General features: G+C 33.2%; 11 protein-coding genes and 3 tRNA genes. 4 read left to right on the top strand and 10 right to left on the bottom strand.

Translation table 11 applies throughout. The annotated features are described in order from the left end of the window. Nucleotides 1-15 precede the first annotated feature (15 nt). The 4 genes from GKC53_05170 to rlmJ all read right to left on the bottom strand — a co-directional run bounded on the left by GKC53_05170 (nt 16) and on the right by rlmJ (nt 3,010). Nucleotides 16-510: a peptidylprolyl isomerase gene (locus tag GKC53_05170; GenBank protein ID QRN41509.1), complete on the bottom strand. Its 495-nt coding sequence runs from the start codon at nt 508-510 to the stop codon at nt 16-18. Nucleotides 511-561: 51 nt separating this feature from the next. After that, the gene (locus GKC53_05165; protein ID QRN41508.1) at nt 562-1,113 is read right to left on the bottom strand and encodes a peptidylprolyl isomerase A; all 552 of its coding nucleotides are present in this window, start codon (nt 1,111-1,113) and stop codon (nt 562-564) included. Then, nucleotides 1,110-2,105 carry a class 1 fructose-bisphosphatase gene (locus tag GKC53_05160; GenBank protein QRN41507.1) on the bottom strand — a complete coding sequence of 332 codons (996 nt, stop codon included), beginning with the start codon at nt 2,103-2,105 and terminating at the stop codon, nt 1,110-1,112. The genes GKC53_05165 and GKC53_05160 overlap by 4 nt, the downstream gene beginning before the upstream one ends. A 68-nt stretch (nt 2,106-2,173) precedes the next feature. Then, the gene (gene rlmJ, locus GKC53_05155) at nt 2,174-3,010 is read right to left on the bottom strand and encodes a 23S rRNA (adenine(2030)-N(6))-methyltransferase RlmJ (protein ID QRN41506.1); all 837 of its coding nucleotides are present in this window, start codon (nt 3,008-3,010) and stop codon (nt 2,174-2,176) included. Between the two features lie 128 nt (nt 3,011-3,138). Between rlmJ and GKC53_05150 the strand changes: the two genes are divergently transcribed. Together GKC53_05150 and GKC53_05145 are read left to right on the top strand one after the other, a co-directional pair. Beyond that, nucleotides 3,139-5,337 (top strand): AAA family ATPase, encoded by a 2,199-nt coding sequence (locus GKC53_05150; protein ID QRN41505.1) that lies wholly within the window; start codon nt 3,139-3,141, stop codon nt 5,335-5,337. Between the two features lie 512 nt (nt 5,338-5,849). Next, nucleotides 5,850-6,473 (top strand): hypothetical protein, encoded by a 624-nt coding sequence (locus GKC53_05145; protein QRN41504.1) that lies wholly within the window; start codon nt 5,850-5,852, stop codon nt 6,471-6,473. 714 nt (nt 6,474-7,187) lie between these two features. Here the strand turns inward: GKC53_05145 and GKC53_05140 are convergent. From GKC53_05140 to GKC53_05115, 6 genes are all read right to left on the bottom strand, one after another. Continuing rightward, nucleotides 7,188-8,348 carry an alpha/beta fold hydrolase gene (locus GKC53_05140; protein ID QRN41503.1) on the bottom strand — a complete coding sequence of 387 codons (1,161 nt, stop codon included), beginning with the start codon at nt 8,346-8,348 and terminating at the stop codon, nt 7,188-7,190. Nucleotides 8,349-8,890: 542 nt separating this feature from the next. Beyond that, complete coding sequence (locus GKC53_05135) at nt 8,891-10,111, bottom strand: aspartate kinase (protein QRN41502.1); 1,221 nt, start codon at nt 10,109-10,111, stop codon at nt 8,891-8,893. 73 nt (nt 10,112-10,184) lie between these two features. After that, complete coding sequence (locus GKC53_05130; GenBank protein QRN41501.1) at nt 10,185-11,543, bottom strand: deoxyguanosinetriphosphate triphosphohydrolase; 1,359 nt, start codon at nt 11,541-11,543, stop codon at nt 10,185-10,187. Nucleotides 11,544-11,710: 167 nt separating this feature from the next. Next, a tRNA-His gene (locus GKC53_05125) sits at nt 11,711-11,786 on the bottom strand. A 3-nt stretch (nt 11,787-11,789) separates the two neighbouring features. Next, nucleotides 11,790-11,866, bottom strand: a tRNA-Arg gene (locus tag GKC53_05120). A 46-nt stretch (nt 11,867-11,912) separates the two neighbouring features. After that, a tRNA-Pro gene (locus tag GKC53_05115) sits at nt 11,913-11,990 on the bottom strand. An 819-nt stretch (nt 11,991-12,809) separates the two neighbouring features. Between GKC53_05115 and GKC53_05110 the strand changes: the two genes are divergently transcribed. Both GKC53_05110 and GKC53_05105 read left to right on the top strand, forming a co-directional pair. After that, entirely contained in the window at nt 12,810-13,619 is an 810-nt protein-coding gene (locus GKC53_05110) for a Dam family site-specific DNA-(adenine-N6)-methyltransferase (GenBank protein ID QRN41500.1), read from the top strand. A gap of 7 nt (nt 13,620-13,626) precedes the next feature. Beyond that, nucleotides 13,627-13,818 (top strand): DNA mismatch repair protein, encoded by a 192-nt coding sequence (locus tag GKC53_05105; GenBank protein QRN41499.1) that lies wholly within the window; start codon nt 13,627-13,629, stop codon nt 13,816-13,818. Nucleotides 13,819-14,043 lie beyond the last annotated feature (225 nt).

Below are 14,043 nucleotides of genomic sequence, written 5' to 3'. Positions count from 1 at the left end.
GATAGAAACGGGTAGTTAAGCCAATTTTTCAGCTTTAGTAATCACAATTGGATCTAATGGAACATCGCTATGCATGCCATAATTCCCGGTCTTTTGTTGCCTAATCTGATCCACAACATCTTGGCCTGCTATTACCTTACCAAAAACACAATACCCCCAACCATTAGTATCAGGTGTTGTATAATTTAAAAAATTATTATCTTTAACATTAATAAAAAACTGTGCAGTCGCCGAATGAGGCTGTGCTGTTCTGGCCATCGCAACAGTATATTGATCATTTTTCAAACCATTATCAGCCTCATTTCTAATAGGATCTCTGGTTTTCTTCTGATTCATATCCTGATCAAACCCACCTCCCTGAATCATAAAATTATCAATCACACGATGAAATATCGTGCCATCATAAAAACCATTAGTCACATAATCTTCAAAGTTTTTTGCTGTCACAGGTGCTTTTTCATAATCAAGTTCTATGTCTATATCACCCAAATTAGTATACAATCTAATCATTTCATTTTCCTTTATTTCTATTTTCAATAAATTACCCAATTATCAGACTTATTATTTAGATAAAATTTGTACTGATAAAATTTTAATAGGCTTTTGTGGCACATCTTGGTAATAACCATAAGTACTTGTTGGAACTGCTTCAATCGCCCTGACAACATCCATCCCCTTAGTCACTTTGCCAAACACTGCATAACCAATATCATCACCATTCTTATAATTTAAAAAGTCATTATCTTTGGTATTAATAAAAAATTGAGAAGTTGCAGAGTTAGCTTCGTTGGTTCTGGCCATAGCAATAGTTCCTATATTATTTTTCAAACCATTCTTTGATTCATTAATAATCGGAGTATTAGTATTTTTTTGTACCATCTCTTGTGTAAAACCACCTCCTTGAATCATAAATCCTGGAATAACACGATGAAAAATCGTGTTGTTATAAAAATCTTTATTCACATACTCTAAGAAATTCTTCACAGAAATAGGCGCTTTTACATCATCCAACATTAATTCAATATCCCCCAGAGACGTTTTCATTAACACATTGACTTCCGCCATTGTCAAAACACTACATAACAATAAGCTTAATAAACTTAATCTTTTCATTTATTCCCTCTCTTTGAATTAATTATATGTAATTGTTGTGCAAAATCCACCTCTTCACTTGAACCTAATACAACCGGAACTCTCTGATGCAATTTTTGAGGTTTGATATCTAAAATATCAGAGGTCAAACTGCTTGCTTTTCCACCTGCAGCTTGTACAATAAAACTCATAGGATTCGCCTCATACAGTAATCTTAATTTGCCATTCTGGTTAGTTTGTCGACTATCTTTGGGATATAAAAAAATACCACCACGTCTTAAAATACGATGTACTTCGGCTACCATAGAAGCAACCCAACGCATATTGTAATTTTTCTGTCTTTCTCCTTCTTTTCCTTGCAACAAACCATGAATATATTGTTGCATAGGTTGTTCCCAATATCTTTGGTTAGACATATTAATTGCAAATTCTTGGGTTTGTTTAGGAATAGACACTACTTGGGTATTCGGGATAAAGTCTTGCTTATCATTTAAAGTAAACATCAATACCTCTCGCCCAAAACTTAGTACTAGTATACTTTGAGGCCCATACAACACGTAACCTGCTGCTATTTGCTCTTTGCCTGCTTGTAAAAAATGTTTTTCTTCTAATTTTTCATTTGATTTTTTTAAAATAGAAAAAATAGTGCCAATTGAAATATTAACGTCAGTATTAGAAGAACCATCCAAAGGATCAAATAAGACTAAGTAGTTTTGTTCAGAATTTAGACATATAAAATTATCTTCTTCTTCTGATGCGATGCCCGCTATTTTCTCATTGTTTGATAATTGCTCAACTAAAATTTGATTAGCCAAAACATCCAATTTTTTTTGTTGTTCTCCCTGAATATTCCCTGTTCCTGCCTCACCTAAAATACCTGATAAATCACCTAATCGAACTTGATTGCTAATTTTCACACAGGCTCCAACTATAGTTTCCACAACTGAAATTAATGCTAAAGATATATTATTTTTTTGAGCATAATCTGACAAATAAGATGCAAAGATCTTCACGTAAGCTGTCTCCTCGATAAAATAGGGGTTGATTTTAACACAAAATCAACAACTCTTTATCTTGTCTCTTATAACAATCCAGAATCTAAAATAAAATGTGCTGTTTCACTCTGTTTTAATAACGATACCATTTGAGGCAATACAGTACTTAATTGATTTTTCAGGATAAATGGCGGATTTATAATCCACATTCCACTACCATACATACCAGTATCATTATCAACATCTGCTACTATTAATTCTACTTGTATGTACTTAGCACTAATATTAGATAGAGACTTTATCATCGATCGATGCCTTTGTCGTGCTAACAATGGGTACCATATTAAATAACAACCTGTACTAAACTTTTTATATGCCTGATCTACTGTTTTAGGGATCTGTAGATAATCTGTTTTCACTTCATAAGAAGGATCTATCATTATTATCGCCCGCCTGACTTTAGGCGGAAGTAAAGATAAAAGACCTTGCAATCCGTCTGAATAAAATAATTTTATATTCTGATGTGTATCAAGAGACATATTACTTTCTAAAACAGAAAAATCACTAGGATGTAATTCGTACAAATAAAGTGATTCATTTTTAGGTATTATTGTTTTTGCAAGATATGATGAACCTGGGTATTGTTGCCGAGACACAAAATAAGCTAAAAAATTTTTAAATGCTAATAAACTCTTATCTACTTCTAAATCAGAATTAAATAGTTTCAAAACACCTTCTTCATATTCCTGAGTTTTTCTTGCCTGATCTGAATTAATAGCATACAAACCGGCACCTGCATGAGTGTCAATATAGGAAAATGGTTTATTTTTATTGACAAAATATGAAATGGTTTCAAACAGGCAATAATGTTTTAATATATCTGCATGGTTCCCAGCATGAAAGGCGTGTCGATAGCTAAGCATGTAATATAATCTTCAATTAAAAGTCATCCAATTTAGTTATTTTATATTCTATACAATTTGTGTATCATTAGCAGTGAGTTGGTTTAATTCGTCTATACAACAAATCATTAGGACTAAATTTAATTTCTATGAACCCAATTGAGTCTCCACTCTTACAATCTCTCAATCCTGAACAATTAGCAGCTGTGACCTATCCAAATAATCAGTCCTTACTTGTTTTAGCCGGCGCTGGTAGTGGCAAAACCCGGGTTCTTACTTCTCGAATTATCTGGTTACTTGCCACTAAACAAAGTTTACCACAAAACATTTTAGCCGTAACATTTACCAATAAAGCAGCCAAAGAAATGCGTTCACGGATTCAAGGCATATTACCTTACTCAATTCAAGATATGTGGGTAGGTACTTTTCATAGTTTATGTCATCGGATTTTACGACGCTATCACGAGATAGCTCAATTACAAAAAAATTTTCAAATTATTGACACACAGGATCAATTATCTATTATCAAACGTATTTTAAAAAATAACTCTACCATTGATAATAGTATTACTCCCAAAGACCTAGTAAATTATATCAATAATAATAAAGAACAAGGTTATAGAAGCATCAATCCAGTTCTAATGACTCATCATCAATATGATTTGCTTAACTCGTATTATGCTATTTACGAACAGACTTGTCATCGTGAAAATTTGGTTGATTTTACAGAACTCTTGTTACGTTGCGTTGAAACACTTCAAAATAGTACCTTATTGCAAGAGTCTCTACAACGTCGTTTCCAACACATTTTAGTTGATGAATTTCAAGATACCAATAATTTGCAATATCAATGGTTAAAATTAATTACTGGAAATCATGCAAGTATTTTTGCTGTAGGCGACGATGACCAAAGTATCTACTCATTTCGCGGTGCCAATGTCAAAAATATGCAGTATCTAATTCAAGACTTCAAAATTATACAATCGATCAAATTAGAGCAAAATTACCGCTCTACCCAAACAATATTGGATGCAGCCAATGAATTAATCGCACATAATACAGATAGGATTGGAAAAAAACTTAGAAGTGTCCAAAAACAAGGGGAACTTATCAAATATAATCGGACTTATTCTGAACTAGAAGAAAGCCAATTTGTTTTAGAGGAAATCAAATCTCATCACCGAAACGGTGAGTCTTATAGTTCTATGGCTATTTTATATCGCAATAATGCACAATCAAGAATTATTGAACAAAGTTTATTTAATGCCGGTATTCCCTATAAAGTTTATGGCGGCTTACGTTTTTATGAGCGAGAAGAAATCAAACATGCTCTGGCCTATCTAAGATTATTAGTAAACCCTGAGGATGATCATTCTCTACTTAGAGTTATTAACTTCCCAAATCGAGGCATAGGCCACAAGAGTATTGAAAATTTACAGACTAAAGCTGCAGAAATACAAGACTCCCTATGGAACGTTTTATTACAAGAAAAAAGTAAAAATAAGAATATAGCTAGTTTTTATCACATTATTTGTGACTTACGTGAGCAGATAGATCAATTATCTTTCTCTGATTTAATCAATGAACTAATACATAAATCAGGACTGATTCAATATTATCAACAAAAAAAAGGTGACTTCCAAAATAAAATTGATAACTTACATGAATTAGTTAATGCAACTTATACTTTTGACGATCAAGATATTGAACAAATATTTTCTGACACACCCCAAGCAATTAGTGTGAAAGATAAAATTACAGCTTTCTTATCAAATGCCAGTTTAGAAGCAGGGGAACGAAACTCTCAATCTTCCAATGACCCTTCGGATTATGTACAATTAATGACAGTCCATTCTGCTAAAGGATTAGAATTTGATACAGTATTTTTAATTGCAATGGAAGAAGGTTTATTTCCTAGTGGATACTCACTTAATCATCATGACAGTCTAGAAGAAGAGCGTCGCCTTATGTACGTTGCGACTACTCGAGCAAAAAAAAACTTATATCTAAGTTCTGTCTATGAACGTTATCATCAAGGCAGAAAAAATATTGCCCTACAATCTCGTTTTATTAACGAAATACCAGAACATTTAATTCATCACCTATCTGCTAAAGATAACACCCCCTTAGTCTCTACGCCATTGCAAGGTAGAAAGAATAATGTATCACTCACAGATAAAGAAAATGAACCCTATACTTTAGGTATGATGGTCAAACATCCAAGTTTTGGCGTTGGTGTAATTATTAACCGGCAAAAAAAATCTCATTCTTATGTATTAACCATTAATTTTGGTCAATATGGACTCAAAATCCTAGATTCTAGTCTTGCCAAACTAGAAGCCATTTAGCACTTGATCACCTTGATAATTATCATTCCGATACAAATCCCAATCCACTAAAATAAAGTTGTGGTTTCCATGCCTACAGCTTCTATTGGATTAATAATTTTTGGTACAAGCAACATTCCAAATACTGAACCGTCTATTATTTTAAACCAATATCAAATTATTCATGCTCTTTACCATCGTCAATACACCACATAACGATGATACCTAAATAACTACTTTGCGGTTTTATGCCTTATATCTCTCCCTTCGTCAAGAGATTATCTTATGTATAGCAAATAAGCTAAAGAGGCTCGATCTGAATAGGGAATAAAAGTTAAAAATCAGACAATAATTTTAAAGATCTACTTCCTAGAAATAATCTATTTTATTATTTACATTATTTTTTATGCTAGAATTCCCTCTGTATATATGTATACTGACAAGGTAATGTCTTTTTTATGAAACTACTTACTAATCTAGTATAAATAGTTCGTTAATTATAATCACTAAAAGAATTTCATTAGGAGAGACGTATGAGGAGAGATGATTTCAATAATAACAATGATTATTTAAACCCAGATGTGGAAAAAAAATATCCTTTAGATGTAGAAACAGGTGATAGTTCTTTTCAAAAAGAACCAATTACCGCTGAAGAAAAACAATTAACTCGTGCGGAAAAAAGAAAATTAGAGAAAACAGAGGAAGAACAACAAGATGTGTTAGCGAAACAAAAAAAATTCCGTCAACAACAAGCTATACTTAAAGAAGAACGACGCATTAAAAAGCAAAAGGAAAAAGAAGCTAAGAAACAAAAGAAAGTGGAAAAAAGAAAATCCCCTGTTCCAATTTATAAATGGATTTTTGTCATTGTGCTACTATTCATCCCAATAATTAATATTTTCTTCATTATTTATTGGGGATTTTTTTCTGATTGGGTTAATAAAAATATTAGAAACTATGTTCTATCTATCCTTATCCTATTTATCATCATTGTTCCTTTATCAATAATAGGTTATATCAATTCCGACCGAATAGACCCCCAATTATTACAGATCTTGACCAATTTCTTTGATGCCATGTACGATCTATCAAATGAACTATTTCGTCAACTCAGACAGTTGTTTTCTCAAATCAATACGATAAAGCAATCACACTAGAACGAACAAAAATTCTTAATAAAGTAGTAATTGGGTATTTAGCGGCATTAAGAAACTTACATCTAAAACATTATTGAAATAACAAATATTTGAATATAGGTTCGGATAAAGCGTATAAAAGCCGAACGAACTAGAATATGAATACTCCTTAGATGAATACTCCTTATATTTAAAATTCAAAGCCAAATACTTGCAACTGGTGAGAAAGTCCTTATTTCCCATGAGGAAGATCAAAAGATACATGATAGTTTCTATGTCTAGCTGACAGCATAGGTTTTTCAGTTCAAAACTGAAACATGACATAAAGTAAAATGCTTCATATTGAATATCTTAAGTATGCTGGACGTATTGATTTGACTACTTGTCAAGCTAACGAATTATATTACATTAACTTCCTTAAAGGATAAGGTAATTATTTTAAAGGGATGTTAGCTCTTAATAATAAACTTGAGACAAAGCATAAAACTAAAAGATTGGTTGGATTACTTGAAGAATTTACCAAAGAACAAGAGTATGAGATTGAAGAACAAATATCATTTTTCTAAGATGTAAAGTTACATCTTAAATAGTGTTGAACAAATTAACACCGCATTCCCCCCCCTCTCTAACGCCTAAGAGGGGAATGTCATGCCAATTTGTTCAGTGGCTATATTTAAGGGTTCTATATCTTAATCACTTTTTATCAGATCTCACATTGCAACGAGTCAAAATCACTTATTGAACATTATTTTTATCTGATAGAGTATTACATACATTATGAGGAGGTTCTTGATTAAATCTTTTCCTTATCCAGTCTACAGCTCTAGGAACACCAGCCATACTAAGATGACCGCCATTATAAATAACTTCCTCCACAACATCACCTACACTACACAACTTAGTAACATAATCTTTACTCCATCGATCTATGATTACTGCATCCTTTGAACCTCTAATCAACATTAAAGGTGTATCCACCCTAACATGCGGCAAATTTTGTTCTTTATAATACGAAACAGCAACTTCTAACGCTTTATCAGAAGGATGAAGAGTCCATTTGTTTGAAATAGGAATCATTTTCACTATATCGAATAGGCATACAAGATCTTCCCCAGAATCTTTAGGAACTGCCGAAGAACTAAAAAAATCCTTATAATGAATATCAGAATGGCTACGAACAATAGGCGAAACCACATAAGGTAATAAGAAATATTGGACAGTAGAAGAGATTTTTTTACTCAATATATCGTTAATCATTTCATCAAAATTAACAAGTGCTGCATATAAAACCAAACCAACTAAATTAAGCTGAGGGAAATAACTTTTTCTCATTTCGGTCGCGCTTAGAGCAGCATGTCCACCCTGTGAATACCCCAAAAATACAACTGGGGTTTCTATATCTATTTTTTGCAATTTCATGGCCGCCAATATAGCATCTAACAAATCTTTACCTGATTCCTTTGCATTAAAATAAAAATGTGTAGCATTGGTTTGTCCCAACCCCCTATAATTGGGCATAACTATTGTATAGCCCTCTTTCAACAAAGGATTGATGAATCCTTTGTGCAAAAATAAAGGGAAAGTCTTATCAACACTACAAGCCACATCAACACCAATAGTTCCATGAGCAAGAACGACCAATTTACTATTAGGTTTATCTGGTAACAATATTAAACTAGAAGCAACCACTGACCCTGTATCGCCTTCGGTTGTATACTGATAATAAATGATCTTTTTTATATTATGAATAAAAACAGGCGCACTATATTCACTACTTGATACAACCTCCCCACGAGTCGTCTTCGGTACGTCTGAATATTGGTGGATAGTACTGGTTTTAACAGAAGAACAGGAAGCTATCAGGCAACTTAATAACATTAATATAATAAATTTCATATATGATTCACTTTAAATGATGATGATTAATAGAATATATAGCTATTTTTAGAACAAACATTCAGCACCCTCTATTGTACTGGTCTTTCCTTAATGATGTACATAATAATTTACTTTTTTCTAATAAATAAAACATGATCAAAAAATTCGCAAAGCATTATCTTGTCTTAACCGTTAAAAATTGGTTTACATCTTCAACTACATAGCAAATAATAAGTACCAATTTAATAATACCTTTCACTATTAAAAATATGAATAACAATAGGTTATGATCTACACCAAACATATCATTTTATTTTTATTACTACCTAAATCTAGTATTTTGGGACAACCTTAATTCATTACCGTTCATAGGCAATGACTATCATAGTCTAGATAAAGAACAAGGCTCTAGATCAAACCAATGAGAAAAAATGTACTCTGTAACTTTTTTGCTAAAACCAAAGGATACTCTTAGCACAATAATTGATCAATAAATCAATAATAAAAAAAATCCCAGGGACAACCTTCTCCCTTGGGATTCTTGCATTTTTCTCGTGACTTTATTTATCTAATTGAAAAGCTTGATGCAGAACACGAGTAGCTAATTCTAAATACTTTTCATCAATCAGTACTGAAACTTTAATTTCTGATGTTGCGATCATTTTAATATTGATATTTTCATTTGCTAGAGCTTTAAAAATTCGAGAAGCCACTCCAGAATGAGAGCGCATACCCAAACCAACTACAGAAACTTTTACTACTGTGCCATCTCCATCAATAGTCTTAGCATGAATTTTATCTTGTTCTGTATTTAAAACCTCAAGTGCATTCTGATAATCATTTCTAGGCACTGTAAATGAAAAATCAGTTGTATCATTTTCACCAACATTTTGAATAATCATATCAACCTCAATATTAGCGTCGGCAATAGCCCCCAAAATATTATATGCAATCCCTGGCTTGTCGGGAACACCTCTCACATTTATTCTAGCTTGATTTCTATCAAATGCAATTCCTGAAACGACCACATGCTCCATATTTTTATCCTCTTCAAATGTAATTAATGTCCCCTCACAATCATCTTTTAAGCTACTTAATACTCTCAAACGAACATGATATTTACCAGCAAATTCAACAGAACGAATCTGTAAGACTTTTGAACCTAATGAAGATAATTCAAGCATTTCTTCAAAAGTAATTTTATTTAGTCTTTTAGCTTCCGGTACTACTCTAGGATCGGTGGTATAAACACCATCTACATCCGTATAAATCTGACATTCATCTGCCTTTAGTTTAGCTGCCAATGCAACAGCGGACGTATCAGAACCTCCTCTGCCCAAAGTGGTAATATCGCCATATCTATCCACACCTTGAAAACCAGCTACTACAATCACCTTTCCATCTTTTAAATCCTGTTTTAGCTTAACATCATTGATATCTTCAATACGTGCCTTGGTATGCACATGGTTGGTACTAACAGGTATTTGCCATCCAGTATAACTTTTGGCACGAATACCTATCGCTTCTAAGGCCATACACAATAAACCGATAGTCACTTGTTCGCCTGTCGATAACACAACATCTAACTCTCTTTGATTAGGTTGTGCTTGTATCGCTTCAGCTAAAGAAACCAAACGATTTGTTTCACCACTCATCGCTGAAACTACTACTACTACGTCATCTCCCTGTTGTTTAAATTTAGCAATTCGCTTAGCAACATTTTGTATGCGCTCAACTGAACCAACTGAAGTACCGCCATATTTTTGAACAATCAATGCCATCTTCTTATCCTAATGGTATATCTAATATTTTAAATCTCGGATTATTACAAATTGTGATTAAAAGGTAAAGTATTTACTTAATCATCCCAATACCAGAAACTTCTCTAGCCATTTTTGCAGCAGCATTATCAGTCAATCCGCCAACAAAATCCAACACTTTCATATAAGCGGTATATAAGGAATCAGTTTCCAAGATAGGATCCTCTTTTAATAATTTTAAAGCCAATCGGTGTTGACTATTGATTTCCTGTTTATTCTGTAGCTTTACGTATTCGTATGTGGCAGGAATCAGTAAAGACAAAATAGACCCTAAACAAGGAAATCCTGCTATCTCAGTCATCAACTTATTGGGATGCATAAAAATTTTATCTCGAGCTAGTTGTTTAGCATTTTTAATCGCCTCACTGACCTCCGAACGACAAACTGATAACAAATCTTTAGCTTGAAAGTCCCCTTGCATAATTTCCTGTCTATATTTAAAAAAGGTATGAGCAACATTATCGATTGCACATCCTATAGCTTTACCCCTTAGCATACGACAATACTGCATAGACGTTAGTTTTCGATCTCGAGTTATATTTTCTTTATGCAGAATAGGTTTCAAAATCTTTTCTACGTCCTTTTCTGTTAATACTCCTATCTCAACTGCATCTTCTAAATCTAAAATTGCATAACAAATATCATCTGATGCCTCCATTAAATAAGATAAAGGATGTCTTAGCCACGTATTATCTGAAATCTGTTCAATACCTAGCTCTTTAAAAACATGATGCATCAAATGTAATTCTGTCTGATAAATATTAAACTTAGTACGTCCTTGAGGTGCACTACTGGTCCATGGATACTTGATTAAGCTCCCAATCGAAGCAGCAGTTAATCTCATTCCTCCAGAACTTTTATACATTTCCAAACTGGTAACAATTCTAACCGTATGGGCATTTCCTTCATAAGTTTGTAAATCATTAATTTCCTGTTGGGACATACCTAACAGATACCTAGCATTATCAGAACTACGAAACCACGCCCTTAAAGCTTCCTCACCTATATGACCAAAGGGAGGATTACCCATATCATGAGCTAAACAAGCAACCTGTACTATTGATCCAATATCCATAGGCTTAATTGAATCTGGTAATTCATTCTCAATCATTAGCATTAGCCCAAGTTGATTCCCGATACTTCGTCCCACACTTGCCACTTCAACACTGTGCGTTAACCGATTGTGTGTATAGTCACTTTCAGAAAAAGGATGTACTTGCGTCTTACGACCTAAACGTCTAAAGCTACCGGAAAAAACTACTCTATCGTAATCAATTAAAAAACCAGAACGTGAATTATTGACAGCCTCTCTACTAGAGTCCGTATAAACTTTTACGACCTTACCATTGCTGATTTTAAAACGCTGTGTACTTAATAATTGAGTCCATTTCACGATAAAAAATCCACAACTATGAAATACACTTAGCTTACCAGAATTTATTAGTTTTACAAAAAAAAAAATACCATGAGCAGAATAGTCAGGTTTTCAGAATAGTATCATAATCCCTCCCTGTTAATACTAACAGTTAAAAAGACATGAGATAGATAATGATAAAAAAATGGGGTGACTGATGGGGATCGAACCCACGACAACCGGAATCACAATCCGGGGCTCTACCAACTGAGCTACAGCCACCACTGGTACGCCCGACAGGAGTCGAACCTGTAACCCCCGCCTTAGAAGGGCGGTGCTCTATCCAGTTGAGCTACGGGCGCTCATCAATTTTTCTGTTTTCAGATTTTTCTGTTTTCAGATAAAAAATGGTCGGGGCGGTGGGATTCGAACTCACGACCCTCTGGTCCCAAACCAGATGCGCTAACCAGACTGCGCTACGCCCCGATGACTTATTGAATGAAGAATTATAGCCTTTATGATTAAATTGTCAACAACATTTTGCTATTGAGTTAACTTTTTTTCGATATATAACTCACAAATAATAGACTAACCAATCTAACTACATTAATTGAAAGATGATTAATGTCGGCTTAGAATATGATAAATAACTAACCGATAAAAAGAAAAATTAATGTCCTCCTACATTCCTATAAAATTGGCAATTCTGTGAGATACATTATAGTATTTATTCTTGTGAAACGCTCAAAATCGCTAGTTTTGGCCTTTAGATGTGGTACATTCTCAACATTCCACCCTCAACTTAAAACGCGTTTTAAAGTCCTTTAAAAGCATGTTTGGCTATATAACTCGATATGTATATCAGTAGAAAATCTATCGAATATTCTCGATAATTCAATTCTATCCCCCATACATAGCTAATACCACTTTAATATGGAGTGAATTAGAAAAAATTAATCCTCCCCCCCCCTCATAATTTTTACCACAAAAAAAAACCTCATATTGTCATGGGGGAAAGGGATAATGTAATGTTGTAAACATTACATAATTTAATATTAGCTTAGGATAAAAGGAGTGGTATTTTCAAAAACAAAACATTCACATCCTATTCTTTCCCCATTTCTTTTACGAGAATCGAATTTTATGAATATTATGGTTAATATAAAATAAGCTATACGAAATGGAAATAATTTTTTTCTGGTACAATTTATAAAGTTAAGAATGATTCCTATTGTTCTTCCATTTACTAAAAACTAACATGATATTTATTGAATCAACTTTATTAAGAGAGCATAATTCACGATAATGTCTAAGCCTTTTTTAAAGTGGGCTGGCGGTAAAGCTAAACTTGTTCAATTCATTGAAGAACATATGCCTATTTCTAATAGAAAACGCTTAATAGAGCCATTTTCAGGGAGTGGTGCAGTTACATTAGGTGTTGAATTTGAAAGTTATGTGTTATCTGACGCCAATGCTGATTTAATTAATTTATTTGAAGCATTAAAAACTGAAAAAAAAGACTTTATTGACTACGCTCAATCATTTTTTACTCCCCATAATAACCAAGAAATACAGTTCTATGAGTTGAGAACACAGTTTAATCAATCACAAGATAAGCTAGAAAGATCCGCTTTATTCATGTATTTAAATAGACACGCTTACAATGGATTATGTCGCTATAACAGTAAAGGACTCTTTAACGTACCTTTTGGTCGATATAAAACAGTTTACTTTCCAAAAAGTGAAATGGAACATTTTATCCACAAATCAGGTAGAATCGAACTAATGTATGCTCACTTTGAAGAGACATTTTCAATAGCCCAATCTAATGATTTAATTTATTGTGATCCTCCGTATGTGCCGCTATCTGAAACTGCCTATTTTACAAGCTATTCACAAGGTGGATTTAACCAAAATCAACAACAAAAACTTGCTAAGTTAGCCGAATTAACAGCAAAGAAAACAAAAGGTATATTAATCTCAAACCATGATACAGAAGTAACTAGAAAATTGTATAAAGGTGCCAATATTAAAACAATATCTGTTCAACGCAATATATCATCTAAAGGCAGTAAAAGAATAAAAGTTAACGAGCTACTAGCGATTTTTAAGTAAGGTGAGTATGGAACGTAAAGAAGCAATAGAAAGAATGCAAACATTGAAAGATAGAAATTTGCATGAGCTTTCTTTAGAGTATAAAGTAATAGTTTTAAACCCATCAGGCAAAGTAAATAAAGGCTGGGCTGGTCATGGAATAGAGAGATTTTTAGAACTTCCTATTAATTCAGCACAATCACCAAACTTTGCATCATAGGAATTGAAATCCCTATTGAAGATCCTAAAAAATAGGAAACTCACTTTCAAAGGAACAATGACCATTACCATAATAGATCCAGTTAATATTTGTCAAAAAGAATGTGAATGTAGTCATTTACTGTCCAAACTTAGAGAAGCAGTAGTCGTTACCAGGATTGTCGGCACCGATTACAGCCAACCTAGCTATATACATGTATTACAGAATTCGATCTTGAAAAGGGGA

The organism is Neisseriaceae bacterium (genome assembly GCA_016864895.1).
In the GTDB taxonomy this organism is placed as follows: domain Bacteria; phylum Pseudomonadota; class Gammaproteobacteria; order Burkholderiales; family Neisseriaceae; genus QFNR01.
The sequence above is the reverse complement of the archived record's forward strand: the minus strand, read 5'-3'. Positions and strand labels throughout refer to the sequence as shown.

What these genes read in the sequence shown, in the direction of transcription:
- GKC53_05170 (QRN41509.1), bottom strand. Translation starts at nt 510, where the DNA reads ATGATTAGATTGTATACTAATTTGGGTGATATAGACATAGAACTTGAT.
- GKC53_05165 (QRN41508.1), bottom strand. Translation starts at nt 1,113, where the DNA reads ATGAAAAGATTAAGTTTATTAAGCTTATTGTTATGTAGTGTTTTGACA.
- rlmJ (QRN41506.1), bottom strand. Translation starts at nt 3,010, where the DNA reads ATGCTTAGCTATCGACACGCCTTTCATGCTGGGAACCATGCAGATATA.
- GKC53_05150 (QRN41505.1), top strand. Translation starts at nt 3,139, where the DNA reads ATGAACCCAATTGAGTCTCCACTCTTACAATCTCTCAATCCTGAACAA.
- GKC53_05145 (QRN41504.1), top strand. Translation starts at nt 5,850, where the DNA reads ATGAGGAGAGATGATTTCAATAATAACAATGATTATTTAAACCCAGAT.
- GKC53_05140 (QRN41503.1), bottom strand. Translation starts at nt 8,348, where the DNA reads ATGAAATTTATTATATTAATGTTATTAAGTTGCCTGATAGCTTCCTGT.
- GKC53_05135 (QRN41502.1), bottom strand. Translation starts at nt 10,111, where the DNA reads ATGGCATTGATTGTTCAAAAATATGGCGGTACTTCAGTTGGTTCAGTT.
- GKC53_05110 (QRN41500.1), top strand. Translation starts at nt 12,810, where the DNA reads ATGTCTAAGCCTTTTTTAAAGTGGGCTGGCGGTAAAGCTAAACTTGTT.
- GKC53_05105 (QRN41499.1), top strand. Translation starts at nt 13,627, where the DNA reads ATGGAACGTAAAGAAGCAATAGAAAGAATGCAAACATTGAAAGATAGA.